The sequence below is a fragment of the Advenella incenata genome (genome assembly GCF_004217095.1).
In the GTDB taxonomy this organism is placed as follows: Bacteria; Pseudomonadota; Gammaproteobacteria; order Burkholderiales; family Burkholderiaceae_B; genus Advenella; species Advenella incenata.
Genome location: NZ_SHKO01000001.1, coordinates 1215613 through 1242288, shown reverse-complemented (window position 1 = coordinate 1242288; position 26676 = coordinate 1215613). Strand labels below are relative to the sequence as shown.

Below are 26676 nucleotides of genomic sequence, written 5' to 3'. Positions count from 1 at the left end.
AGAATTCACGACTGTTATTGACCTGGACGGGGCGTCACTTCGCGCCCGCCGGCAGGTGTGCTTTTGTTTTTGCGACGCCGCTCGAAGGTGTGGCGCAGCCTATCAAGGTAAATATACACGACCGGCGTGGTAAACAAGGTCAGGATCTGGCTCAAAACCAGGCCGCCCACAATGGCAATCCCCAGTGGCTGGCGCATTTCGACGCCGGCGCCGGTCGCCAGAATCAGCGGCAAGGCGCCGAACATGGCCGCCATGGTGGTCATCATGATGGGTCGGAAGCGCACAATGCAGGCGTCATAAATGGCCTCTTCGGGCGGGACATCTTTTTCCCGCTCCAGCGCAAGCGCAAAGTCCACCATAATAATGGCATTTTTCTTGACGATGCCGATAAGCAGGAAAACGCCGATCAGGGCGATCACCGTAAATTCCATATCGACCATCAGCAGCGCCAGCAGCGCCCCCACACCGGCAGACGGCAGGGTCGACAGAATCGTTAGCGGATGCATATAGCTTTCGTAAAGCATCCCCAGAATCAGATACATCACTACCAGCGCCCCCAGGATCAGCAGCGGCTGCTGGGACGAAGACTGCTGAAACAGTTGTGCGTTGCCACCAAAGCCGGCCTGGATTTCATTGGCTGGCAGCCCAATGCGAGCCACCGCATTTTCAATCGCATTGCTGGCCTGTTCCAGCGACACGCCTTCGGCCAGGGAAAAGGAGACCGAATCGGACGCCATCAGCCCCTGGTGCGACACGGACAGGGGCGAGGTGCCGATTTCAAACGAGGCGAAGGCCGACAGCGGCACCAGCTTGCCATCCGAGGCAATGATCTGCACCGTCTTGAGCACTTCAGGATCCTGAGCGTATTTGACATCGATGCCCATGACCACCTGGTACTGGTTCAGCGCGCTGTAAATGGTGGAGACCTGCCGCTGGCTGAACAGATTATTGAGCACACCGGCAATCGTCGCCATTCCCACATTCAGGCGTGTGGCGCTTTCCCGGTTGATCACCAGTTCAATACGCCGCCCTTTTTCCTCGGCCTCGGACTGCACATCCACCAGTTCAGGCAACGTCGCCATGGCTTGTCGCACTTGCGGTACCCATTTGCGCAGCGTATCCAGATCGCCCGACAACAGATCGTACTGGTACGAGCCGGCTGAATCCCCACCCCGGCCGGCGCTAATATCCTGCTGCGGCACCAGCGAGAGGCGCGCGCCCGGAATCGTCGGCAGCGACTTGCGCATATCGTTGATAATTTCCGTTGCCGACTGCGACCGTTCGGCAAACGGCTTGAGCTGGATCAGAAAGAAACTGTTGTTGCTGCCGCCGCGCCCGCCCGAGTATCCCGAGACCGTGTCCACATTCGGGTTCTGTACAATCGCCTTGCGAAAGGCTTCCAGCTTGGGCACCGTGGCGGCAAACGACGTGCCCTGGTCCGCGCGAAAGAACCCCTGGATCATGCCCGTGTCCTGTTCGGGAAAGAACCCTTTGGGTACGGCAATATAAAGGTAGACGTTCAGGACCACGGTGGCCAGCAGCGTGAGCAGCGTCAGAAAGCGAAAGCGGATGGCAAAGCGCAACATGCGCCCGTAACCACTGACCAGCCGATCAAAAAACGAATCCCAGATCCGCTGCGCGCGACCTTTTTTCAGGTTCGGTTCATGCCTGAGCAACTGCGCGCACATCATGGGCGTGAGGGTGAGCGAGACAAGCAGCGACATGGCAATGGCGATCGACAAGGTCATGGCAAATTCGAGAAACAGTCTGCCGATCAGGCCACCCATGAATAGCAGCGGGATAAACACGGCCACCAGGGATACGCTCATGCTGACGACAGTAAAGCCCACTTCGCGCGCACCCACCAATGCCGCGCGCATGGGGTGCATGCCGCGCTCGATATAGCGCATGACGTTTTCCAGCACCACAATCGAGTCATCGACCACGAAACCGGTAGCGACGATCAGCGCCATCAGCGAGACCGTATTGAGCGAGTAGCCCAAAAAGTACATGAAGATAAATGTGCCCATCAGCGAGACAGGTACCGAGATGGCTGGTATCAGCGTGGCGCGTAACCTTTGCAGAAACAGCATGACCACCAGGATCACCAGCAGCACGGCGATAACCAGCGTAAGCTCGGCTTCGTGCAACGTCGCCCGAATGCTGGGCGTACGATCCTGAGCCACGTCCAGGTTAACTTGCGGCGGCAACAACTGGGTCAGGTCAGGCAACATGTCTTTGACCGCATCCACCGTCTCGATGATATTGGCATCGGCCTGCCGCCGCACCAGCAGCACCACGGCCTGTTTGGTATTGTAAAAACCCCTGTTGTACAGGCTTTCTGTCGAGTCATACACGTGCGCGACATCACGCAGGCGCACGGCAGTACCGTTTTTCCAGGAAACGATAAGATTCTCGAAATCTTTGGCATAACGCAATTGCCCGTTGGTTGCCAGTTGCCACTGATATTCGTTATTGTCCAGAAACCCCTTGGGCCGGACCGAATTGGTCGCGGCCAGCGCGTTGCGTACCGTATCCAGCGAAATGCCCATGTTGTTGAGCATATTGGGGTTCAAATCCACGCGCACGGCCGGCAGGGAACTGCCCCCCACGGTAACCTCCCCTACCCCGCGCACCTGCGCCAGTTTCTGCGCCAGGATCGTGGATGCAAGGTCATATAACTCGCCCTGTCCAAGCAGGTCCGAGGTCAGGGCCAGCACCATGACCGGTGTCGAAGACGGGTTGACATTACGGTAGGTGGGTGGCTGCTTCATGCTGCTGGGCAACAGTGGTCGTGCCGCATTGATGGCTGCCTGAACTTCCCGGGCAGCCGTGTGCACATCCTTGTCCAGGTCAAATATCATGAAAATGGTGGTGGAGCCCTCCGAACTGCTGGACTGCATCAGGTCTATGCCGGCAATATTGCCCAGCGAACGCTCCAGCGGCGTGGCCACGCTAGAGGCCATGGTTTCCGGGCTCGCGCCCGACAATGACGCGCGCACCACAATCACCGGCGAATCAAGTGTGGGCAGCGGCGACACCGGCAGCAGGAAAAAGGCGACCATGCCCATCACCGCAACCGCCAGCGCCAGAAGTGACGTTGCTACCGGTCTAAGGATGAACGGGCGGGACAAACTCATATTTCTGCCTGCGCTGCCACATCGGATGGCTTCGGTTTTTTAACCAGCCGGTCAAACATGAGGTAAATGACCGGAGTGGTAAACAGGGTCAGCAACTGGCTGCAGATCAGACCACCCACCATGGTCAACCCCAGAGGCTGGCGCAATTCGGCGCCAGTACCGGTAGAGAGCATAAGTGGAATCGCGCCAAACAGTGCCGCCAGCGTGGTCATGAGGATTGGCCGAAAGCGCAGCAGCGCGGCCTGATGAATCGCCTTGACTGGCGGCATGCCCTGGTGGCGCTCGGCATCCAGCGCGAAGTCGATCATCATGATGGCATTTTTCTTGACGATGCCGATCAAAAGAATAATTCCGATAATGCCGATCATGTCCAGCTCGTTGCCCGAAAGTATCAGCGCCAGCAGCGCGCCCACGGCAGCCGATGGCAGCGTTGACAGAATGGTCACCGGATGAATATAGCTTTCGTAAAGCACGCCAAGCACAATATACATGGTGAAGATGGCGGCCAGCAGTAACCATAACGTGCTCGACAGCGAAGATTCGAACGCCTGCGCCGCTCCCTGGAAACGCATTTCCACGGTCGGCGGCAAGGCAATATCGGCCTTGATCTGGTTAACACGTTGCACCGCTTCAGACAGCGATGCCCCCGGCGCCAGGTTGAAAGACACCAGGGCGGACGGGAACTGATCGACACGCATGATCTCCAGCAACTCCTGGCCGGGTAAAATCTGCGCCAGCTGTGTCAGGGCAATCGGCGCGCCGTCGGCGGTCTTGATATACACCTGATCAAGGTCCGCCGGATTATCGCGAAAATGCTCGGCCACTTCCATCACCACCCGGTACTGCGCCGACTGGGTAAAGATCGTGGAAACCAGACGCTGGCCAAAAGCGTTGTACAGTGCATCATCAATCTGCGTCATGGTAATGCCATAGCGCGCCGCCGCATCGCGGTCCACTTTGACCAGGGTCTGCAGGCCATTGAACTGAAAATTGTCCGTGACGCCAGCCAGCGTCTTGTCGGCCGCCAGATGTTCAACAAATATAGGAACCCATTCGCGCAACTGATCGGCATCCAGGCTGGACAGACTCAATTGATATTGCGTGCGCGACACTCTGGCATCAATGGTCAGGTCCTGTGAGGACTGCAAATAGACTTTCATGCCCTGCACCTTCGAAGCGCGCTCTTGCAGGCGTTGCATTACCTCTGTGATATTCTCACGATCGGCGGTGGGCTTGAGTTCAACCTGCATCCGTCCGGTATTAAGGGTGGCGTTAGAGCCGTCCACACCGATGAACGACGACACCGAAGCGACCGCCGGATCGGCCTTGATTGCCCGGGCAATCTGCACCTGACGTTCGGACATCATCTTAAACGACGACGATTGCGGCGCTTCGGTAATGACCTGAATCATGCCGGTATCCTGTTGCGGAAAGAACCCCTTGGGTATCCACATATACAGCAGGATCGTCAACACAAATGTGGCCAGTGCCACCAGCAGCGTCAATGTCTGGTGTCGCAGTACAACGGTAAGCATGCGATCATAGCCGTGAATGACGCGATCGATGGCGTCGCCCATTTTACGATGCAAGCGATTACCCTCGTACGCCGACTCGGGCTTGAGCATGCGGGCGCACATCATTGGCGTCAGCGTCAGGGAAATGACAAGTGAAATAATGATGGCAGTGGCCAGCGTAATGGCAAACTCACTGAACAGCCTGCCGATCACGTCGCCCATAAAAAGCAGCGGAATCAACACGGCAATGAGCGAGACGGTCAGCGAAATCAGGGTAAAGCCGATTTCGGCAGCCCCCTTGAGCGCGGCCTGCATGGGGGTTTCGCCATCCTCGATATGACGGGCGATATTCTCAATCATGACAATGGCGTCATCGACCACAAAGCCGGTGGCAATGGTCAGCGCCATCAGCGTCAGATTATTCAAGCTGAAGCCCAACAGATACATCACGCCGAAGGTGCCGACAATGGACAGCGGCACCACAATCGAAGGAATCACGGTGGCGCTGAAACTGCGCAAGAAGGCATAGGTCACCACGATCACCAGCAGGATCGCCATCAGCATTTCGTTCTGCACATGGCTGATCGATTCTCGAATGGTCTCGGTGCGATCAGCCACCGTATCGACTTGCAGCGAAGCCGGCAAGGCCTGTCGCAACTGCGGCAACAGCTTTTTCACGTTGTCGACCACATCGATCACATTGGCGCCAGGCTGACGCTGGATATTGAGCAAAATGGCCGGTTTATCGTTGATCCACGCGGCCTGGCGCACATCCTCGGCCGCTTCGATCGTGTTGGCCACATCCTTCAGGCGCAAGGGCGCGCCGTTGTTGTAGGCAAGGATCAGGTTGTTGTATTCGGCTGCAGTTTTGACCTGGCTATTGGCATAAATGGTCGTGCCGCGGCGCGGGCCGTCAATGTTGCCGGTAGGCTGGTTGACATTGGCCGCGGTAATGGCGGTGCGCACATCGCTTAACGCCAGGCCATTGGCCGCCAGCGCCGTAGGGTTCACCTGGATGCGCAACGCCGGCCGCTGCCCGCCCGCTATACTGACCAGACCCACACCCGATATCTGCGACAGTTTCTGCGCCATGCGGGTTTCGACCAGATCGCGCGCCTCATGCAAAGGCATGTTTTCAGACGAGATGGCCAGCGTAACCACGGGCCGGTCTGCCGGGTTGACCTTGTTATACACCGGCGGCATGGGCATATCCGAAGGCAGCAGGTTCGACGCGGCATTGATCGCCGCCTGCACCTCCTGTTCGGCCACGCTCATTTGCACATCCAGTCCGAACTGCAGCGTGACCACCGAGGCCCCACCCGAGCTGGACGAGGTCATCTGCAATAAGCCGGGCATCTGGCCAAACTGGCGCTCCAGCGGCGAGGTCACCAGCGACGCCATGGTGTCAGGTCCCGCACCCGGATACAGCGACACGACCTGAATGGTCGGATAGTCGACTTCAGGCAGCGCGGAAACCGGCAGCAGACGATAGGCGACCAGCCCGCCCAGAAAGATGGCAATCATCGCCAGCGTTGTCGCCACCGGCTTCAGAATGAACAGGCGTGAGATGTTCACTTGACGATCTCGACTTTGGCCCCGTTACGCAGACGGTCAACGCCTTCGGAGACGACCTGCTCGCCTTCGGCCAATCCCTTGATGATCTGGGTATAACCACTATCGACCACGCCCAGTTCGATCTGACGGGTCTCAACTGTATTGTCTTTTTTCACCACATAGACATACGGGCCACGGGAACTGTTCTGAATGGCATCGGACATGACCACCAGCGCGTCTGGCACCTCGCGCACCTTCAGTTCGGTATTCACAAACTGGTTCGGAAACAACGTTTCGTCTTCATTGGCAAAGGTGGCCTTGAGCCGGACCGTGCCGGTTGTCGTATCGACCGCGTTATCCATGGAGGCAAGTTCGCCTTCGGCCAGTTGCACCTTGTTGTCGCGATCGCGCAAAATGACCTTGAGTTTTTCGCCTTTGTAGAGCGGACCAGCCACATCAGGCAACCAGGACTCCGGCATGGAGAACACCACCGCAATGGGTTGCACCTGGGTAATCGTGACGATCCCATCGGTAGAACCAGCAGACACCAGATTGCCCACATCGACCGTGCGCAGGCCCAGGCGACCACTTATAGGCGCGCGCACTTTGGTGTAGGTCAGCGACAAACGGGCGTCATCGACGGCGGCCTTGTTGTTCTGTGCCTGCCCCTCATACTGACGCACCAGCGATTGCTGCGTATCGACCTGCTGGCGGGCAATCGAATCCTGCTTGAACAGGGTCTGATAGCGTTGCAAGTCACGTTTGGCATTGGCCAGCAGTGCAGCATTCTGTGCCTGCGTGCCCTGCGCCTGCTGCAGCGCCACTTCGAACGAGCGCGGATCTATCTGCACCAGCAGGTCGCCTTCATTGACCTTCTGGCCTTCGGTAAAGAGAATTTTCTGGATCGGGCCGTCAACCCGGCTGCGCACCGTTACTGTATTGAACGCGGTGACCGTACCCAGGCCGCTGACACTGACGGTCAGGGATTTTTTCATGGCAGGGACAACGCTGACCGGTGTGGCGACGGCAGCCGGGCCATTGCGCCCGCCTCTTGCACCACCGCGTGCGCCCTGTGCCGGCGCTGTTGCCGCCTGTCCACCGGCTGCCGATTTGTCTGCCGGCTCTTGAGTGGCGCTGTGCTGCCAATAGTAATAGCCCCCACCGGCAAGCACGAGGATAACGATCAGGAGCAACAGTTTACGGGACTTTCTATGGGTGCTTGTGGGAGCCGGCATGGATGTGACAACGCTTCTTATTCGTGAAGCCCCTATTTTTACCTATTTACACCAACGCGGCATCCCTTTTGCCGGTACCTGTAATAAATCGCAACAGACCAGTTGTAACAGGAAGAGGCTGGAAAACACGCCAGATCGCCGCGACCGCTGCGTTCAGACGTTGCAGAACGACATTTTGAACGCCGTTGGCGTTGTGATCAGTTGCGTTTTGTATTGATTGTCCAATTCGGAAAACCGTACCCATACCACATATTTGTTCGCGCTGATTTCCGGATAGATCAGGCGCTCGCCAGATACCCAGACGCGCACCATCTGATAGATTTTACCGCCGAGCATTTCCTGGAATACGCCGCCTTCCTGCGTACTGGCATCGACCGGGCTGCCTGATTCGCGCAGCATTTTGAGCACGACGCTGACGCCGTCGAAAAGCGGCATAAACGGTTCGACCCACTGGGTAATCGCGCGCTGGCGATTGTCTTCAGCCGACAGTTGCCAGGCATGATAAGACGGGATATCGATCTGCGAAGTGCCACCGGGCACCGCGAACCGGTTCTTCAGGCTCATGAGCCATTCGTTTTCGCGCGCTGCCTGGCCAATGCGACCCTTGCCCATGAGGGCAGCGGACACACGATTCAAATCGGCGATGGCTGAATCGAGCGCGTTCAGATCAATGTTCGGATGGTGGCGGTAATTTTCCAGGTTGGCTTTCTGCCGGTCAACGTCCTGCAGGATTCCCGAGCGCACTTCCGCACGGTCACATGTGTCCATAATTTCAAACAGCAAGGACAAGGCGACATGCTGATGCATGGGACTGGTACCGCTGATAAATGCAAACAGTCGCTTGAACAGGTATTCAAGTCGCATCAGGGATCGGATACGCTCATTGATGGGATATTCGTATAAAACCAATTGACTGACCCTTTTGTTTTTTGATATCACATTAAGCAGGTGCTGCATGCCTGCTCACTGCTGCGGTGGATTAGGAGGCGGTAAGCGCCCCTGGCGCAGCCAGGCTGCGACGATAGACACCCGCGTTGCCGTCCTGCTATTGTTCCTTCTGTTGCCCGATCAACTGCAGCCAGTTCTCGTGCACCTGCCGCACCCGCTCTTCGAGCATGGCAAGTGTAATACCGATACCGTTGAAAATCACATCATCGGCGGCGGCCAGCCGTTGCTGGCGTGACGCCTGGGTGCTCATGATTTGTCTGACGGCCTGTACCGAAAGACCGCTGCGTGCCTGCACGCGCGCGATCTGTTCTGTTTCTTCACAGTCTACCACACAGATCCGGTTCATTATCGGGCGATATCTGGCCAGCGACTCAACCAGCAGCGGAATATCATAGACCAGATAAAGCCCGGTGGCCGCCGCGGCAGCCCCCTGCATGGCCTGACCGATAAGCGGATGCAATATCTGCTCGAGCTGGTGGCGCTTGGCTGCATCCTGGAAAACCTGCTGGCGCATATAGCCGCGATCCATGGCGCCGTCCGCTTGCACTGCCCTGCTCCCAAATGCCCGGGCAATGGCGGGCATGGCCTGCCCCCCCGGTTGGGTCAAGGACCGCGCCAGCGCATCGGCATCAATCACGCTGGCGCCCCAGGCCACAAGCAACTGTGCCACGGTGGATTTACCCGAGCCGATCCCCCCTGTCAGACCTATCCTGTACAACGCCAACTCCCGTGAAAAACAAGGCCGGGCGCGCAGCGCCTGGCCTGATCATGCAATATGTGCTGCCGTTCTCTGCCTGCGGGCAGTCGCAGGATACATGCGCAGCAAGCGCACCCAACGCCAGACAAGGGCCAAAAGCAATTGTCCGCGGGAGCACGCCGGTAATACATCGTATTACCAGAATGTACACCAGTCCTGAAAAACAGGCCACCAATAACACGACCAGTAATTGATTGTAAGGAAACCAGAGGGCCAGCACGGCAATCAGCTTGACGTCGCCCGCAGCCAGCCCAGGCCTACCGCCACCGGCTTGAACGACCATGCAAAGCAGGACAACCATCACAGCGCCCAAAAAAACCGGCAGCGCAAAACGCAGCGCTGGCATTTGCGGCAGGCCGGCAACCAGCGCGATTATGCCATCGGCCAGCAGCAAAACCAGAAGGTAATCGGGCAACAAGCGCATCTGCATGTCGGCCAGGGTCAGCAACGCCATTAGATAGAAGAACACCAGCCAGTGCTGCGCCTGGCCACGGGTGAGCAGATGCACAAAGACCGGCACTGCAATGCCGGCCACAAGCAGGCGCATGTACGCAAAGTCCCTGCTGTCTGCCACAATACAGTCAGCCACGGCATCGTGCCCGTAGCGCCAGCGCAAACCGGCGCACAGCAGTGCATATGCAGGCCAAAGGCTGAACGCCACCAGAACGCTGAACAAAAATGTTGCCATACCGCCGCGCCTGGCAACGCTTATTGAATCACGCCGCCGGCGGCGCGCGGCCAGACGCGGGGATCATCGCAGCGCATGCGCCCCCTGGCGATAGGTCCAGGCAGGACCCCATCATTCACGATGTGGTCAGCCCCATCGGAAACCCGATGGGTCGATCCGAGCCGATGGCCTGGCCAGATATGGATAGTGCCGTGGTAATATGCCGCTAGTTCGGTGCCTGCCCAGGCCTGTGGCGTCGCCTTAGCTTTACCTCGAACCGGGACCCCGGTCCTGTTTAATAGGAAAAAAACTGTCATGTCTTCCGTTCCATTCCGTTTTGCGCCGGCGCTGCTGTCGGCTTCCCTTCTGATCATGCTGGCCGGCTGCAGCAGTCCTTCGCAACAGGCTGCAGTGCCACAGACAACGGCAAGCGATACTGCAGCAACAGAGCGTGAGACAAGGCCAGCGCCTGTCTATAATCGCGGCGGACAGATCCAGATTCCCTTTGGCACCTCAGAGCCTACCCAGGCCGAGCTTCGTGCCGAACGTCAACGGCAGTCCACGACCCGGGGTCTGATTCCGGAAGGCAGAACCTATCTGGGCTCCATCCCCTGCGAAACGGCAGCGTGTACGGTACAGCGCGTCACCCTGACCCTGCTGCCCGACGGACGCTGGCGCCGGATATCGCAGCCGCTGGTCCCATCATCGGGTGCGCCGCGGACAGACGTCGGCTGCTGGAGACCGGAACCGGGTGCGCAACCGCTGATTCATCTGTTACCGGCCAGCGCCAATGGCAGCGGCGCCAGTGTGGCGTCATTACGCATGCAAAACCCCGCCGTGCTCAATGTACAGACGCTAGGCGGCAAGGCAGTGACCAGACGCTATACGCTCAACATACAGGCCGATACGGAATCGACCCGCGCATTGCAGAACGACACTTCGTTTTTCTGCCCGGCGCAATAACAACCACGTCATTGACCACATCATTGACCACATAAGATGACAACATCAACGCCAGATGCCGCCTGTACCTTGTTCGGCACCCCTGGCGGGCTCAAACCTGATGATTGTCGGAAATATGTGGGTTCAGGCGGGTAAACACCTGCCGCGCAAGCTCTGTGGCGTTGCGTACATTCATTTTGCGAAAAATGCGGGCCCGGTGCGCTTCTATGGTCCGTTGCGACACGCCGAGCTCGGCGGCCGCGACCTTATTTGGCAAGCCGCGTGTGACAAAAAAGAAAACCTCTTTTTCACGCGGCGTCAGGCACTGTATGAGTACATCCAGCCCTGGCATATTTTCCCCTGTTCCCATCTTGATTCCTCGTATTGCTTGTGAAGAAGGGACAAATTATAGTGATTATGCCAGCGGCCAAGAACTGTCAGCGCTGACAGTCTATGGTAGATATGCGAATTCCAGATTATCAATCAAACGGGTTGCCCCCAGTTTCGCTGCGGTCAGTACCACCAGCGGTTCGTTGGCAATAATCTCCTGCTGCGTCGGCGGGTTCAGATCATGCTGGCGACGTACCGAAACATAATCCACCTCCCACCCCCGGTCAGCCAGCTGCTTGCGACCGAATGCTTCCAGCGATTCCACAGAGGTATCACCCGCTTGCAGTTGGTTGCGCACCGCCTGCAGGGTCTGATACAGAATCGGCGCCTCGGCGCGTTCACTATCCGACAGAAAGCGATTGCGCGAAGACAAGGCCAGCCCGCTGTCCTCGCGTACGGTTTCATGGGCATAAATGGTGACCGGCAGTTGAAACTGGCGACACATTTTGCGCACAATCATCAATTGCTGATAGTCTTTTTTACCGAATACGGCCACTTTGGGTTGCACACAGGAAAACAGCTTGAGCACGACGGTCGATACGCCGGTAAAAAACCCCGGGCGAAACTCGCCTTCCAGAATGTTGCCCAAGTCATCAGGCGGCTGAATCTTGAAGCTTTGCGGCTCGGGATACATTTCCTTGACGGCAGGTGCGAACAGTACATAGACATCCCGCCGCTCTTCCAGCTTGCGAATATCGTCTTCCAGGGTGCGCGGGTATTTGTCAAAATCCTCGTTGGGCCCGAACTGCAGGGGATTGACGAAAATACTGGCCACAACCGGATCACCATGCTGGCGAGCCATTTTCATCAGGGCCAGGTGACCCTCATGAAGATTTCCCATGGTAGGAACAAAAGAGGCGCGTAACTGCCCGCGCATCTGGTCTCTGAGTTCTTCAATGGTATGTACGACTTTCAATCTTGTTCCTTTGACAGGTCAGGCCACGGCCTGGCTGCTGTATGAGAGGCGAATATAAATGGGGGCGTAGGGTTCTGCCTGCGTGATTTCCAGGAGTGTTTCGCGGGCCAGCTCCAGCATAGCCAGGAAATGAACGACCACGACTGCCGCCGGATCGCCTCCCTCCACCCGCTCAATGAACAGGTCCCGAAACTCCATGAATCGCACGTCAGACAGGCGCCGCAGAATATGCGTCATGTGATCCCGCACCGACAGCTGCTCACGCGTAATGTGATGATGCGCGTTCAGTTTGGCCCGCTTCATGATATCCAGCCAGGCCAGCCGCAGATCTTCGGCATTGACTTCGGGCAGCGCTCTCTCGGTGCTCAGATCCATATAGGCGCGGGCGCGCTCGAAGTCGCGGCCCAGCTGTGGTAACTCATTGAGCTTGGCGGCTGCCAGCTTCATCTGCTCGTACTCCAGCAGACGACGCACCAGCTCAGCGCGAGGATCTTCAACCTCTTCGCCGGTATCTGATTTCTTGACCGGCAGCAGCATGCGCGACTTGATCTCGATCAGTAAAGCCGCCATGAGCAGATATTCACCGGCCAGCTCCAGATTATGCTGGCGGATCTGATCCACATAGTTCAGATATTGCCGGGTCACTTCCGACATGGGAATATCCAGCACATTGAAGTTCTGCTTGCGAATCAGATACAGCAACAGATCCAGCGGGCCCTCGAAGGCCTCCAGAAAGACCTCCAACGCGTCTGGCGGGATGTACAGGTCCTGCGGAATATTAAAGAGCGGCTCGCCGTACAGACGAGCCAGCGCGACCGAATCGATGGTGTCGGGTGTGGAATCCACTTCAGGAGAGACCAGCGCGTTGAGCTGATCGGCAGGCACCGTCATGCGGGTGTTCAGCTATTGTTCGAATAGACGTAGGGCTTCTGGGGCACTTTGGCCTTTTTGAACCCATCAAGCAGGTCGGCATCCAGTGTTTTATCCCACAGGAGCCCGCGACCCTGCCGCTGCCGCTCTTCGGTACCAGGGTGTTCGTCCTTGTATCGTTTGATGAACTTGGTGATATCGGATTCGAAATTTTCTGCCATGATTTTGTAACCGTTGGTGTAAATAGCCGTAAACGGCTGCGTGGTGCCGCCATTTTACACCGGAATCCAGACAGGCATCCCGGCCTGGGCATTAGTGCAGAATCTGTTCCAGGAAATGACGGGTGCGTTCGTGCTGGGGATGATCAAAAAACGCATCCGGCGTGTTCTGCTCCACAATACTGCCCTGGTCCATGAACACCACGCGATCGGCCACCTTGCGCGCAAAACCCATCTCATGCGTGACGCACAGCATGGTCACACCCGACTCCTCGGCAAGATTGACCATGACGTCCAGCACCTCCTTGACCATTTCCGGGTCCAGCGCAGAGGTCGGCTCATCAAACAGCAGCACCTTGGGGTTCATGCACAGCGAACGGGCGATGGCAACCCGCTGCTGCTGCCCTCCGGAGAGCTGGCCGGGAAACTTGCTGGCCTGATCCGGAATGCGCACGCGCTCAAGGTACTGCATGGCGCTGTCCCGGGCCTGTTGCTGAGACTGCTTGAGCACCCAAATGGGTCCTAGCGTCAGGTTTTCGAGCACAGTGAGATGCGGGAACAGATTAAAGTGTTGAAACACCATGCCCACGTTTTTGCGCACCTGTTCGATTTTTTTCAGATTGTCGGTCAGCTCTGTGCCGTCAACAATAATCTTGCCTTCCTGATGGGATTCCAGCGCGTTGAGGCAGCGGATCAGCGTGGATTTTCCGGAGCCCGACGGACCACAGATCACGATGCGCTCGCCTGCGGCGACGTCCAGATTGATGTCGCGCAGGACATGGAACTGGCCATACCACTTGTTGACGTTTTCCATAAGGATGATAGTTTCTGACACAGATAAACTCCAGGGTCTGGCGGCTAACGCGAATATCCCGTATCCAGCTGTGTTTCAAGCCGTTTTGAATAGCGGGACATGGCAAAGCAAAACAGGAAATAAATCAGGGAAATGAATAAGTAGGCTTCAATACTGAACCCCCGCCAAATAGGGTCCGACAGGGAAGCCTTGGCCGACAGCGTCAGATCGTAAATACCGATAACGACCACCAGCGACGTATCCTTGAACAGGGCGATAAAAATGCTCACCAATGGCGGAATCACGATCCGAAGCGCCTGTGGCAACACAATTTTGCGCATGGTCTGCCAATAGTTCAATCCGATAGACTGGGCGCCTTCAATCTGCCCCCGGGGGATTGCCTGCAATCCGCCGCGGACGGTCTCTGCCACATAGGCAGAGGCAAACATGATAATAGCGATCTGCGCACGCAACAGCTTGTCAAAAGACATCCCTTCGGGCAGAAACAGCGGCAACATGACAGACGACATAAACAGCAGACTGATCAGCGGCACGCCGCGGATAATTTCAATATACACGACGCACAACGCCTTGATGACCGGCATATCCGAGCGACGACCCAGCGCCAGCACCACGCCAATGGGAAAGGCAAACGCAATGCCGAAGGTCGACAGGATCAGCGTGAGCGGCAGGCCGCCCCAGCGGGTATTTTCTACATAAGTGAGGCCCGCAAGGCCGCCCCACATCAGGCAGGCAACCACCGTCAATCCGGCCGCCCAGATGGCAAACAGCCGCATATTCCAGAAGCGACGCATCGCGCTGCAGACAATGACCGCCAGCAGCACCAGCGTGGCCAGCACGGGGCGCCACTGCTCATCGTAAGGATAGGTGCCGAACAGGATAAGCCGATATTTTTCCCGAATAAAGGCCCAGCACGCGCCGCCAGGCCCGGCGCGACATTCCTGGGCGTTGCTGGCGGTGAAATTGGCTTTGAGCAGGGCCCATTCCACAAGAGGTGGCAGCCCCATCAGCAGCAGCCACGCGATGAGTATGGTAATCAGGATATTGAGCGGTGAGGAAAACAGGCGCTCCCGCAACCAGCCGATCATGCCGCTTTTGCTCTTGGGCGGCGGCAATGCCGCTGCCACATCCGGCTCCCGGTTCGTGATACTCATGGCTATCGCTCCACCAGCGCAATGCGCCGGTTATACCAATTCATGAACAGGGAAATGGACAGGCTGACGGTCAGATACGCCGCCATGACAATGAGAATGCCCTCTATGGCCTGTCCCGTCTGGTTCAGTGTTGTGTTAATGATTGACACAATATCCGGGTAACCGATCGCCACGGCCAGAGAACTGTTTTTCATCAGGTTCAGATAGGTGCTGGTCAGCGGTGGAATCATGATCCGCAACGCCTGTGGCAACACCACCAGCCGCAGTGCGCGACGACGGCTCAGACCCACGGAGCCGGCTGCTTCCCACTGCCCGCCGGGCACGGCCTGAATCCCGGAACGCACAATTTCCGCAACAAAGGCCGAGGTGTAGATAACCAGGCCGCTTAGCAGCGCCGTTAGTTCCGGGGAGATACTGGCGCCTCCGGCAAAGTTGAACCCCTTGAGCTCAGGAATGCTGAAGGCCAGTTGTCCGCCACCGAAAAAAAAGCCGGCCACTGGCAGCAGGATAAAAAGCGCAAGGCCTATCGGCCACAGCGCCGTTTGTGTGCCGGTTTGGATTTGTCTGCGGCGCAAATACCGGCCCGCCGCCAGCGTCAGCAGCAGCGCCACCACGGCGCCGGCCACAATCCATACCAGGCTCTCGCCTTGCGCTGCGGGAAACCGCAGGCCCCGGTTCGACAGAAATACACCCGGCACCGGATGCATGGCCTGGCGCGGACCGGGCAACGTTTCCACAATCAGCGCGTACCAGAAAAAAAGCTGAATCAACAACGGAATATTGCGCAGCACCTCAACATAGACAGCAGCCAGCTTTGCGATCAGCCAGTTTTTTGACAACCGGGCAACGCCGATCACCACGCCCAGGAGCGTGGCCAGCACGATGCCGGCAAGGGAGACATAAAGGGTATTGAGCAGGCCCACCAGAATGGCGCGCCAATACGTATCGGTCGGCGAATAATCAATCAGCGACTCGCCTATGGCAAACCCGGCCTCGCGCCCCAGAAAATCGAAGCCGCTGCGGATATTGCGCACCTGCAGATTATGCATGGTATTGGAAACCAGATACCAGACACCGGCGGCCACCAGCCCGAGCACGATTATCTGATAGACGATCGAGCGAAACGTTGGATCACTCCAGGAAAAGGCCAGGCCTTTGGATTTGTTTTTCTTCATGCGTTACAGTCTCAGTCGGGGCCGGCATCAGCCGGCTCCGGGCCCTGCGATCAGGTGCGAATCAAAGGTCGAAACCACATCGTACCTGTTTTTGGCGTTCAGCGAACCGGCATGGCGTAAAGAATGCCACCATTGTGCCAGGTGTTGTTCAGGCCACGTTCCAGTTTAAGCGCACTGTCGGCGCCCACATTGCGGGCAAAGTTCTCGCCATAATTGCCCAGCGTTTTAATGATGTTGTAGGCCCATTTTTCATCGACGCCCAGATTTTTTCCCATGCCGGGACTGGTGCCCAAAATACGCTGAATATTGGGATTGGGCGATTTGGTCATTTCGTCCACATTCTTGGACGTAATGCCATACTCTTCGGCTTCGATCATGGCGTTGAGGGTCCAGCGAATCACATTGAACCACTGCTCATCGCCCTGCCGCACCATCGGCCCCAGCGGCTCCTTGGAGAAATTCTCGGGCAGGATCTCGTATTCGTCGGGTTTTTCCATCGTGGTTCGCACCGAGGCCAGGCCGGACTTGTCAGTCGTCAGCGCATCGCAGCGCCCCGAGGCGAAGGTGCGAATGACTTCATCGAACTTGTCGATCACAACGGGCTTGAACTCCAGCTTATTGCTGCGAAACCAGTCAGTCAGGTTCAGCTCGGTGGTGGTGCCCGGTTGAACACAGATGGTCGCCCCGTTCAGTTCCTTGGCGCTTTTGACGCCCAGGTCTTTTTTCACCATCACACCCTGGCTGTCATAAAAATTGACGCCAACCCCCATCAGGCCCAGCGTCGTATCCCGGGTCAGCGTTTGCGTGGTGTTGCGGGTGAGCACGTCTATCTCCCCCGATTGCAGTGCCGTAAAGCGCTGCTGGGTACTCAGGGGCGTGAGTTTTATTTTGCTGGCATCGTTGAACATGGTGATGGCGATCGCCTTGCACAAATCGACATCCAGCCCCGATGCCTCACCCTTGCTGTCAATGATGGAAAAGCCCGGGATACCGGTGCTGATACCGCATTGAACAAAGCCCTTGGCCTTGACGGCATCGAAGGTTTTGCCCGCCTGGGCTGGCGCCGCGATTAACGTAAAAGCGCCTGCAGCCAGCAATGCCGCTGTCCTGATCATTTTCATATCCATCCCCTGGTTAGGTAACCGTCCCTCCGTTTATAAACCCGCCGTGTATTCGATGGGAAACGGCTGCTGTCGATTTTTTGTCTGACGGTTTTGTCTTGCGGTATCCTAGAGTATCCATTCACGCATTGACAATCGTAAATACCCTAATGCGCCTGCAATTACTCTAAAATGTGCATGAACAGAACCGAATTTTAAGTAACCGGATCCACATGATTCAATTCCAGCATGTCTTCAAATCTTACGGACAGGGCGCGAATATCCTGGCTGATATCAATTTCAGCATTACGCCGGGCGAATTCGTATTCGTCTCCGGCCCGTCCGGGGCAGGCAAATCCACGCTGCTCAAGCTGATCGGCGGGCTGGAAGCGCCAACGCGCGGTTCCATTATCGTCAAGGGCCAGCGCATGGACCAGATCGGCAACCGTGCAAGGCCCTATCTGCGTCGTGCCGTTGGCGTCATCCTGCAAAACATGCACCTGCTGTATGACAGAACTGCTTTCGAAAACGTCATGCTGCCGCTGGCGGTCATGGGCCTCAATTCAGACAAGGCGGCTGCGCGCGCGCGGGCGGCAATTGAAAAGGTGGGACTGTCCGGCAAGGAGAAACTCAATCCGATCGCGCTGTCAGGCGGCGAACAGCAGCGCCTGGCCATTGCCCGCGCCATCGTCAACAAGCCCGCCATTCTGATCGCCGACGAACCAACGGCCAACCTGGATCAGGCCAGCGCACAGAAAATTCTGGAAGTCTTTCGTGACTTCAATCGCGTCGGCGTGACCACACTTATTGCTTCACATGACCTGGAACTGCTGCGCCGGCACGCCAACCGTACCCTGCTGATCGAACCGGGCCGCTTCAAGGATCTGGGAACACACGCATGAAAACCTGGATAAGACATCATTTTTACGCCATGCACATCGCCATCCGGCGACTGCTGGCTACGCCCTTTTCATCACTGACCAATATCGCCGTGATCGCCCTTGTGCTGGCGCTACCGTTGCTGGCCAGCTCCATCCTGGTTTCAATGGAACCGGTTGCGCGTAATGTCTCGGTTAATCCGGCCATCACCCTGTTCATGAAAGCGCAGGTGCCACTGGCAGAGACCCGCGAGCTGGGTGAGCAGTTGCAACAGGAAAACCAGGCCTACATAGAAAAACTGGAAGTGATCGACAAAAACGACGCGCTGGCAGGATTGCGGGCATCGGAATCCTGGTCCAACGCCCTGAAGGTGCTGCCCCGTAACCCCCTGCCCAATTCAATTGTCGTGACCATTAAAGCGACCGGCGACCAGGCCAGCAAGGCCCAGGAACTGGCGCAAACATGGAGCAGCCTGGACAATGTAGACACGGTGCAGTTCGACAGCGCCTGGGTTCAGAAGCTGGACGCCATCCTTTCCTTTACCCGCGGCGTCCTGCTGCTACTGGCCATCGGTGTGGCCGTCGTAGTGGTGGGCACGGTATTTAATACCGTGCGCATGCAGGCCCTGGTACAAAGGGAAGAGATCGCCGTTGCGCGCCTGGTCGGCGCCACCGAGTCATTCGTGCGTCGTCCGTTCCTGTATCTGGGCGCCCTGACCGGCATGGTTGCCGGCGTCTTGTCGCTGTTACTGACCACCTTCGGCCTGGCTTCGCTCAATGGCGCCATCGCCCGGCTCTCGCAGAGCTACGGCACCGACTTCGTCATCCGGCTGCCCGATGTCACCTGGCTGGGCACCGCCATTGTGCTGGTGATGATTGTCGCCGCGCTGGCGGCCCAATGGTCCATGACCCGGCACTCGCGTTTCTGATCCATGTCATTTGCCGGTACCGTCATTGATTGGCAGCGTGAACGCGGCAGGCACGACCTGCCGTGGCAAGGTAGCCGCGATCCCTATCGCGTCTGGCTCTCGGAAATCATGCTGCAGCAAACGCAGGTAGCTACGGTGATTCCGTACTATGCGCGCTTCCTGTCCCGGTTTCCCACGCTCAGCGCGCTGGCCCGGGCCAGCCAGGAAGAGGTCATGCCCTATTGGGCGGGGCTGGGCTACTATGCCAGGGCACGCAATCTGCATCGCTGCGCCAGGGTCGTCATGGATGACTGGCAAGGATCTTTCCCGGAAAACGCCCAGGATATTGCCCAGCTGCCGGGCATTGGGCCGTCCACGGCCAACGCCATTGCCGCCTTCTGCTACAACGCACGCCAGCCTATCCTGGATGGCAATGTCAAGCGTGTTTTTTGCCGTTACTATGGCATCGAAGGCGATACACAGAAGAAAGCTACCGAAAGTATTCTGTGGGAACGGGCCTGGCAGCATCTTGAGCTCGCCCCGGACGATGTCGATATGGCCGCCTACACGCAAGGCCTGATGGATCTGGGCGCGACCTTGTGTACGCGCAGCAGGCCCGCCTGTGAACGTTGTCCGCTGGCTGCCGGTTGTGTGGCCAGGCGCGAAGGCCGGCAGGCGCAGCTACCCACGGCTCGTCAGCGCAAGGTGGTCCCGCAACGCCAGGTGTGCGTATTGATTCTGGAACATAAGAATCGGATCCTGATGTATCGTCGTGCAGACAAAGGGATCTGGGGAGGGTTGCTGACGCTGCCCGAATTTGCCGACCGCCGGGCCTGTACCACCTATCTGCAACAAGCGCTCGGCGAGCACGCATTGCCCGTGCCGCTGGCGGCATTCGAACACGTATTTACCCATTTTCGCCTGCATATCGAACCGGCGCTGCTGCACGCATCCGAGCTGCCCGCCGTGCTGCCGCCCGTCGGAGAAGATGCTGATCAGGCCAGCCGCTGGCAGTGGGTTACCCTGGACGCGCTAGCGGATACGGCGTTGCCTGCGCCCTTGCGCAAACTGCTGACCGGGTATTTTGACGGAAACAGCACTCGCGCAATCGACACGCCCCGCCTGTTCTGACCCGGCTGCAGGCGACCAGCAACGCACCAGCGGTGGTTATTCCTCGGCCCGCTCCGACTTGCGGCTGGGGACGTAATTGGAAATGCTCATCAACAGACCGCAGGCGAAACCCAGCGTGACCAGCGCCGTACCGCCATAACTCATGAAAGGCAGCGGCACGCCCACGACCGGCAATATTCCCATGACCATCCCCATGTTCACGAACACATACATGAACAACATCATGGTCATGGCGCCTGCCAGCAAACGGCCGAACTGGGTGCGCGCCCGGATCGTGATCAGAAAGCCGCGCAACAGCAGCAAGGTATACAGCAGCAACAGGGTCACGCCACCGTACAGCCCGAACTCTTCGGCAAAGACGGCAAAAATGAAATCGGTGGTCCGCTCGGGGATAAAGTCAAGATGCGTCTGGGTGCCCAGCATGTACCCCTTGCCATACAAACCGCCCGAACCAATCGCAATCATGCCCTGGATAGTGTGAAAGCCCTTACCCAGCGGATCACTGCCAGGATCAAGCAATGTGCATACCCGATGCTTCTGGTATTCGTGCAGGACAACCCAGTCAAAATCCGGGCCGCACAGCACCGGCTCGTAGTACAGGATCAGCGCGATAGTCACGACACCCAGCACAAACACCGGCACTATCAGCTTGAACGACAGGCCGGCAAAATAAATGATGAAAAAACCGGTGCTCAACACCAGCAGCCCGGTCCCCAGATCAGGTTGCCTGATGATGAGCATAAACGGCACCAGCAGCAGCAAGCCGGCAACCAGAAAATCCACCACCCGCAATTCGGAACGGTGTTTATCGAAATACCATGCAAGCATCAATGGCACGATGATTTTCATCATTTCCGATGGCTGAATGACCGTCACACCAATATTGAGCCATCGCGTCGCGCCCTTGTTGGTAATGCCGACCAGCAGCACGGCTATCAGCATCAGCACGCCAATGACGTACAGGGGAATGGCGAACTTCATAATGCGTGACGGCGGAATCATCGCCACGAACCACATGACACCAAAAGCCAGCAGAAAATTGCGTGCCTGGCTGGCAAAACGCCAGTCTGTCCCGCCAACGGCAGAGTGCATGACGGTCATGCCCAGCATGCAGAAAATGACCAGGATCAACAGCAGCGGCCAGTCAAAGGCGCGGAAGGCGCGCAGGATCCAGTCCATCAATTTATTCATTATTCTGCCTTTGTTCGCCGCCATTGCGACCACTGCCATTGCCTACCGGCGCAAGAATATCAGGCAAATGCTCCGGCGCCTTGTCTTCGGGGTTGGCCGGCACCTCTTGCGGCACCATCACATCAGGCGACGTATCTTCGGCAGGCTCGTCACTGTCCAGCTCCAGTACAGGCACCGAATCGACCTGGGCCGAACGCGTTGGCGAGAGCCAGTAATCAAAGACCTTGCGGGCGATGGGCGCAGCAATGCTGGCACCCCAGCCACCGTTCTCTACAATCAGCGCCACGGCGATTTTCGGCTCGTTGGCTGGCGCAAAACCCATATAGAGTGCGTGATCCCATAGGGTGCGCTTCAAATTGCGCGCATTGTATTTTGATCCCTTCAGACTGAACACCTGAGCGGTACCGGTCTTGCCGGCAGACTCATAGGCGGCGCCGGCAAAACTGCGCTTGGCCGTTCCGCGGCGGGTGACGTCCACCAGCGCGTCCTTGACCAGGCGAATCGACGATTGGCTCACCGGAATTTGATAGTCAGGTTGCTTGACCGTTGGCGTACGCGTCTTGCTGACGGTGTTTTCCATTTCGCTGACCAGATGCGGGCGAATATACTTGCCGTCTGCCGCCAGCGTGGACGTTGCCTGTGCCAGTTGCATAATAGTAAATGAATTGTACCCCTGGCCCACCGCGACCGAAATCGTCTCGCCAGGAATCCAGCGTTGCTGGCGCGGGTCCTTGAAGGCTTTTTTCTTCCACTCGCGCGAGGGCAAAATACCAATTTTCTCGTAATCCAGATCAATCCCGGTCTTGCGCCCGAACCCGAACATCAGGGAAAAATCGTGCAGCGCGTCCACCCCAATCAACGGGCCCAGGCTGAAGAAGTACGTATCGGAAGACACCACCAGCGCCCGGTGCATGTTGGTCGGTCCGTAAGCCGCGCCACCTGCATTGCGAAAACGCTGATTGCCATATTCGAAATAGCCGGGATCGGGAATACGGGCATTGGGATCGCGCACGCCCAGCTTGAGCGCGGCCAGCGCTACAAAAGGTTTGTAGGTCGATCCGATAGGAAACGTGCCTGACACCGGACGATCAATCAGGGGATGTTCGGGCGAGTCGGCCAGCCGACGCCAGTTTTCCACATCAATGCCGTCAATGAACAGATTCGGATCATACGATGGCGCCGACACATAGGCCAGAACCTGCCCGTTGCGCGGATCAATGGCTACCAGCGCACCGCGCTCTGGCACGCCCTCCTTGACAAAGCCTTTGTTGTACAGGTCTTCAACCATTTTCTGCAGGCCAATGTCAATCGACAGATGCAGCGTATCTCCTGGTATCGGATCAATACGCTCCAAAACCTGTACGGGTTTGCCTGATGCCGCTACCTCCACCTCTTCCCAGCCCGTCTTGCCATGGAGCACCGGCTCATAACTGGCTTCAATTCCCTTTTTGCCGATCACATCGGTGCCACGATAGTTGCCCTCGACGCCATCGCGCTCCAGACGCTCCTGGTCTTTTTCGGAAATACGGCCCACATAGCCCACCACGTGCGCGGCCGACTCGCCCTGCGGATACTCGCGCACCCAGCGCGCACGCAAATTGACATCCGGAAAGCGAAAGGAGTGGGCGGCAAAAACGGCCGCTTCATCATCAGTCAGGTTGCCGCGCAGCATGACCGAGGCGTAGCGCGTCGTCTGGCCCATACGCCGCTTGAAGCGGCGAATGTCCAGGGGCGTCAGCGGAATGACCTTGCTGATCTGGCTGATCAGTTCGTCCAGGTTTTTTACCTGAGCCGGTACGATTTCCAGCGTATAGTCCCGATAGCTGCGCGCCAGCACCGTCCCGTTGCGGTCAACAATATCGCCGCGCCGTGGCGCGATGGGCACCAGTGCAATACGATTGCGGTCTGCGCGTTCGGCCAGTCCCTGGTAGCGTTCAACCTGAAGCACCCACAACCGGTCAATCAGCAGCCCGAAGCAACCGAGCACGAACACCAGCGCAACCAGTACGCGCAACCGGATTTTCTTTCGTTGTATGGTGGAACGTTTGCGGAATTCGAACATAGCCCGTTTCCCGTCAGTTCAGCGTTTCGTTATCGTCTACCGGTCGCAGCGGCAGCTTAAGAATCAGATCAGCCACCACCCACATCAAACCTGTAATCAATCCCGAGAGCAGCCATGTCCAGCCACCCCAGGCACCCTGCAGCCACGCGTTGAGCAGATGGCCGGGAAATGGTGCCAGAAAAAAAACGGGAAGCATCTGCAGCATCTGGCTGATGAAACCGAACTGCACCATCCTGCGCCGAAACACCATGGCGCCGAAGATCACCAGCACATAGCTGAGCGCGTGCTCACCCATGACATTGGCATCATGCACGTCCATCAGCAAACCGAAGATCAGGGCACTGGTCAAGCCGACTCCGCGCACCTGCTGCACGCACCAGAAAGCCAGCACCAGAATCAGAATATCGGGCGCGCCCTCCCATTCGCGCCAGGGAAGCAGCGAAGCCAGCCAGGTCAACACAATGGTGATCCAGGCGTAAATAGGGCTCGAACCGTAGAAGTAATTTGTCCGTTGCAGTGGTTCAAGCGCGGTCAGGCTACGTTTGGTCATCTCAGTTCACCCTGCCTGGCTCGGTGCTCTTCGAAGCGTCGGTCAGCGACGCCGGAATATCCGGCAGGTTATCCGTGGGGACCAGCAACACGAGAAAATGACGATAGCGCTCTGGATGCGCCGAAGGCAATGCACGCGCGCGCATGAAGCCTTCTGCTGAATTGTTGTCGACTGCCGCAATTTTCCCGACAGACAGGCCTTGCGGGTAGATGCCACCGATACCGCTGGTCACCAGATCATCTCCGGGACGAATATCGGCACCCAGCCCCAGATAGCGCACGTCCAGCCGGCCCGCTTGTCCCGAGCCAAATGCGATAACCCGCAAGCCATTGCGCAGCACCATGACCGGTACTGAAATTTTATTGTCGGTAATCAGGGTTGCCTCCGAGGTCATGGGTGTTACGCGCCGGATCTGGCCGACCACCCCGCCCTCGTCAATGACCGGCATGCCCGGGCGAATACCGTCGTTGCTGCCCTTGGTAAGCACCAGGGTCTGGTTCAGCGGATTGACCGAGGTGTATAGAATCTCTACCGCCACCGAGGGCGTCTGCACCGTTGTCTTGACAGCGAGCAGGCGTCGCAACTGGGCGTTTTCCGCCGCCATCTGCGCGGCGTGCGTCGACAGCTGGGCCAGCTCAATGCGTTGCCGCTGGACCGCCGCGCTTTCCTGTTTGGCAATGGTAATGGCATTGGACCAGTCGTACACCTGCGTGACCGCATCGCGCGGCCACATGGCGGTTTTCTGGAACGGATAAAGCATCACGGACACCACTTTGCGCACCGGCTCGAGATAGCGGGTTTGCGAATCGGCGATCATCAGGCCCACGCAAAAAATAGCCAGAAAAAAAAGTCTGACCTCTGCAGCTGGCCCGTGAGTGAAAAAACGTAATGAACTGTTTTGCTGCATAGGGCAACCGTAAACGGGAACGATCAGGAAGACAGCAGAAAAAGATGCAACGGGCGCGCTGCATCCTTCAGACAGGGTTAGTCGTCAATAAAAATCTGGCCGAGCTTGTCAATATGTTCCAGCGCCTCGCCACACCCGCGCACCACGCAGGTCAGGGGATCATCGGCAACCACAACCGGGATGCCGGTTTCTTCCTGAAGCAGACGATCCAGATCCTTGAGCAGCGCACCACCACCGGTCAGGGCGATACCCTTGTCGGTAATGTCGGCGCCCAGTTCAGGCGGCGTCTGTTCCAGCGCAATTTTCACAGCGGAGACGATCTGATTGAGCGGCTCGGTGAGTGCTTCGAGAATTTCGTTGGAAGACACGGTAAAGCTGCGCGGCACGCCTTCGGACAGGTTACGACCCTTGACTTCCATTTCCCGCACTTCGGTGCCGGGAAACGCTGAACCAATAGTTTTTTTGATCGCTTCGGCGGTAGGCTCGCCAATCAGCATGCCATAGTTACGGCGGATATAGTTCATGATGGCTTCGTCGAACTTGTCGCCGCCAACGCGTACCGACCCCTTGTACACCATGCCGCCAAGGGAAATGACAGCAACTTCGGTCGTGCCGCCGCCGATGTCGACCACCATCGAACCACTGGCATCAGATACATTCAGGCCGGCGCCAATGGCTGCCGCCATGGGTTCTTCGACCAGGAAGACCTGACGGGCGCCTGCACCCTGGGCCGATTCGCGAATGACCCGGCGCTCCACCTGAGTAGAACCGCAAGGCACACATACGATAATGCGCGGGCTCATGGTAAACAGGCTGCGCGGATGCACGATGCGGATGAACTGGCGTAACATCTGTTCGGTCACGGAGTAGTCGGCAATAACACCGTCTTTCATGGGCCGGATGGCCTCTATGTTGCCGGGCACACGGCCCAGCATCTGTTTGGCGGCATGACCGACGGCCTGAATGATCTGGCGACCGTTGGAACCGCCTTCGGTACGAATGGCAACAACCGATGGCTCATCAAGCACAATGCCTTTGCCGCGCACATAGATCAGGGTGTTGGCCGTACCCAGGTCAATGGCCATATCGGTGGATAAAAAGCTTCTTAGAAATCCGAACATAATCGCTCAGTTTAAAATAGGGTCAGAGGAAGGTTTTGCGGAGCGCAAAAGGGCTCAACACACGGGTTTGAACGAGTGAACACGTAATCATAACGTATAATTACTTTTCGATTGCGTGATTTATTGTTTTTGCAGACTGTTTTTCCCAAACCGCTGACTATTTTCAGACAACCTTCACGCGATGTATCGAGCGACTCAATTAATTTCTGAAAAACAAGCGTTTATGGCCCTTACCGAAAACGATGTAAACCGCATTGCCCGCCTCTCCCGGCTCGAACTGGATCCGGCAGAACAGGCGCAGGCGCTCACCGATCTGAACAGCATTCTTGGTCTTATTGAAAAGCTTCAGGCTGTGGACACCCAGGGGGTCGAACCGCTGGCCCATCCGCTGTCGGCCATCCAGGACATTGCCCTGCGTCTGCGCGAAGACGCCGTCACCGAAATCCCCTCCGAGACCACCCGCGCCCGGCTCATGGCCAACGCCCCGGCCCAGGAAGAGGGTCTGTTTCTAGTTCCCAAAGTAATCGAGTAACC

At 57.5% G+C, this 26676-nt stretch carries 24 protein-coding genes; 5 read left to right on the top strand and 19 right to left on the bottom strand.

Going from position 1 to position 26676, the window contains the following annotated elements; translation table 11 throughout:
* Positions 1 to 14: 14 nt before the first annotated feature.
* The 6 genes from EV681_RS05625 to EV681_RS05600 all read right to left on the bottom strand — a co-directional run bounded on the left by EV681_RS05625 (position 15) and on the right by EV681_RS05600 (position 9836).
* Positions 15 to 3140 carry an efflux RND transporter permease subunit gene (locus tag EV681_RS05625; RefSeq protein WP_130303484.1) on the bottom strand — a complete coding sequence of 1042 codons (3126 nt, stop codon included), beginning with the start codon at positions 3138 to 3140 and terminating at the stop codon, positions 15 to 17.
* On the bottom strand, positions 3137 to 6229 hold the full coding sequence (locus tag EV681_RS05620; RefSeq protein ID WP_128395774.1) for a multidrug efflux RND transporter permease subunit: 3093 nt from the start codon (positions 6227 to 6229) through the stop codon (positions 3137 to 3139). The genes EV681_RS05625 and EV681_RS05620 overlap by 4 nt, the downstream gene beginning before the upstream one ends.
* Positions 6226 to 7443, bottom strand: a complete 1218-nt coding sequence (locus EV681_RS05615; protein ID WP_128395773.1) for an MdtA/MuxA family multidrug efflux RND transporter periplasmic adaptor subunit — start codon at positions 7441 to 7443, stop codon at positions 6226 to 6228. The genes EV681_RS05620 and EV681_RS05615 overlap by 4 nt, the downstream gene beginning before the upstream one ends.
* 153 nt (positions 7444 to 7596) lie before the next feature.
* Positions 7597 to 8400 (bottom strand): cell division protein ZapD, encoded by an 804-nt coding sequence (gene zapD, locus EV681_RS05610; RefSeq protein ID WP_242612149.1) that lies wholly within the window; start codon positions 8398 to 8400, stop codon positions 7597 to 7599.
* 88 nt (positions 8401 to 8488) lie between these two features.
* Positions 8489 to 9115, bottom strand: a complete 627-nt coding sequence (coaE, locus tag EV681_RS05605; RefSeq protein WP_207227009.1) for a dephospho-CoA kinase — start codon at positions 9113 to 9115, stop codon at positions 8489 to 8491.
* Complete coding sequence (locus EV681_RS05600; protein ID WP_130303482.1) at positions 9069 to 9836, bottom strand: prepilin peptidase; 768 nt, start codon at positions 9834 to 9836, stop codon at positions 9069 to 9071. The genes coaE and EV681_RS05600 overlap by 47 nt, the downstream gene beginning before the upstream one ends.
* Positions 9837 to 10130: 294 nt before the next feature.
* Here EV681_RS05600 and EV681_RS05595 point away from each other — a divergent pair, with 294 nt between their 5' ends.
* On the top strand, positions 10131 to 10778 hold the full coding sequence (locus EV681_RS05595; RefSeq protein ID WP_128395769.1) for a hypothetical protein: 648 nt from the start codon (positions 10131 to 10133) through the stop codon (positions 10776 to 10778).
* Between the two features lie 91 nt (positions 10779 to 10869).
* On the opposite strand, the gene EV681_RS05590 is transcribed toward EV681_RS05595, so the two are convergent.
* The 8 genes from EV681_RS05590 to EV681_RS05555 all read right to left on the bottom strand — a co-directional run bounded on the left by EV681_RS05590 (position 10870) and on the right by EV681_RS05555 (position 17415).
* Positions 10870 to 11127, bottom strand: coding sequence for a response regulator transcription factor (locus tag EV681_RS05590; protein WP_242612148.1), 258 nt, complete (start codon positions 11125 to 11127; stop codon positions 10870 to 10872).
* A gap of 81 nt (positions 11128 to 11208) precedes the next feature.
* The gene (gene panC, locus EV681_RS05585; protein WP_128395768.1) at positions 11209 to 12063 is read right to left on the bottom strand and encodes a pantoate--beta-alanine ligase; all 855 of its coding nucleotides are present in this window, start codon (positions 12061 to 12063) and stop codon (positions 11209 to 11211) included.
* 18 nt (positions 12064 to 12081) lie between these two features.
* The gene (locus tag EV681_RS05580) at positions 12082 to 12954 is read right to left on the bottom strand and encodes a segregation and condensation protein A (protein ID WP_130303481.1); all 873 of its coding nucleotides are present in this window, start codon (positions 12952 to 12954) and stop codon (positions 12082 to 12084) included.
* Positions 12955 to 12962: 8 nt separating this feature from the next.
* Positions 12963 to 13154, bottom strand: a complete 192-nt coding sequence (locus EV681_RS05575) for a DUF3460 family protein (RefSeq protein ID WP_128395766.1) — start codon at positions 13152 to 13154, stop codon at positions 12963 to 12965.
* Positions 13155 to 13245: 91 nt separating this feature from the next.
* Positions 13246 to 13965, bottom strand: a complete 720-nt coding sequence (locus EV681_RS05570; RefSeq protein WP_165393025.1) for an amino acid ABC transporter ATP-binding protein — start codon at positions 13963 to 13965, stop codon at positions 13246 to 13248.
* A 44-nt stretch (positions 13966 to 14009) separates the two neighbouring features.
* The gene (locus EV681_RS05565) at positions 14010 to 15119 is read right to left on the bottom strand and encodes an amino acid ABC transporter permease (RefSeq protein ID WP_130303480.1); all 1110 of its coding nucleotides are present in this window, start codon (positions 15117 to 15119) and stop codon (positions 14010 to 14012) included.
* Positions 15120 to 15121: 2 nt separating this feature from the next.
* Entirely contained in the window at positions 15122 to 16294 is a 1173-nt protein-coding gene (locus EV681_RS05560; protein ID WP_128395763.1) for an amino acid ABC transporter permease, read from the bottom strand.
* 98 nt (positions 16295 to 16392) lie between these two features.
* Positions 16393 to 17415 (bottom strand): amino acid ABC transporter substrate-binding protein, encoded by a 1023-nt coding sequence (locus tag EV681_RS05555; RefSeq protein WP_128395762.1) that lies wholly within the window; start codon positions 17413 to 17415, stop codon positions 16393 to 16395.
* A gap of 212 nt (positions 17416 to 17627) precedes the next feature.
* On the opposite strand from EV681_RS05555, the gene EV681_RS05550 reads away from it, so the two are divergent.
* From EV681_RS05550 to mutY, 3 genes are read left to right on the top strand one after another with little or no spacing between them, the layout of a single operon-like run.
* Complete coding sequence (locus tag EV681_RS05550) at positions 17628 to 18296, top strand: cell division ATP-binding protein FtsE (RefSeq protein ID WP_128395761.1); 669 nt, start codon at positions 17628 to 17630, stop codon at positions 18294 to 18296.
* Positions 18293 to 19201: a cell division protein FtsX gene (locus EV681_RS05545; RefSeq protein ID WP_128395760.1), complete on the top strand. Its 909-nt coding sequence runs from the start codon at positions 18293 to 18295 to the stop codon at positions 19199 to 19201. The genes EV681_RS05550 and EV681_RS05545 overlap by 4 nt, the downstream gene beginning before the upstream one ends.
* Before the next feature lie 3 nt (positions 19202 to 19204).
* Complete coding sequence (mutY, locus tag EV681_RS05540; RefSeq protein ID WP_130303479.1) at positions 19205 to 20311, top strand: A/G-specific adenine glycosylase; 1107 nt, start codon at positions 19205 to 19207, stop codon at positions 20309 to 20311.
* 36 nt (positions 20312 to 20347) lie between these two features.
* Here mutY and rodA read toward each other — a convergent pair whose 3' ends face one another.
* The 5 genes from rodA to EV681_RS05515 form a co-directional block, all read right to left on the bottom strand.
* Entirely contained in the window at positions 20348 to 21502 is a 1155-nt protein-coding gene (gene rodA / locus EV681_RS05535; RefSeq protein WP_128395758.1) for a rod shape-determining protein RodA, read from the bottom strand.
* Entirely contained in the window at positions 21495 to 23564 is a 2070-nt protein-coding gene (gene mrdA, locus EV681_RS05530; protein WP_128395757.1) for a penicillin-binding protein 2, read from the bottom strand. Before mrdA ends, rodA begins: the two co-directional genes overlap by 8 nt.
* 13 nt (positions 23565 to 23577) lie before the next feature.
* A complete protein-coding gene (mreD, locus tag EV681_RS05525) occupies positions 23578 to 24114 on the bottom strand; it encodes a rod shape-determining protein MreD (RefSeq protein WP_128395756.1) in 537 nt (178 codons plus the stop codon).
* A 1-nt stretch (position 24115) separates the two neighbouring features.
* Positions 24116 to 25021, bottom strand: coding sequence for a rod shape-determining protein MreC (gene mreC / locus EV681_RS05520; RefSeq protein WP_130303478.1), 906 nt, complete (start codon positions 25019 to 25021; stop codon positions 24116 to 24118).
* A 77-nt stretch (positions 25022 to 25098) separates the two neighbouring features.
* Complete coding sequence (locus EV681_RS05515; protein WP_128395754.1) at positions 25099 to 26142, bottom strand: rod shape-determining protein; 1044 nt, start codon at positions 26140 to 26142, stop codon at positions 25099 to 25101.
* A gap of 223 nt (positions 26143 to 26365) precedes the next feature.
* On the opposite strand from EV681_RS05515, the gene gatC reads away from it, so the two are divergent.
* Positions 26366 to 26674, top strand: a complete 309-nt coding sequence (gene gatC / locus EV681_RS05510; protein ID WP_128395753.1) for an Asp-tRNA(Asn)/Glu-tRNA(Gln) amidotransferase subunit GatC — start codon at positions 26366 to 26368, stop codon at positions 26672 to 26674.
* The last annotated feature ends 2 nt before the right edge of the window (positions 26675 to 26676 follow it).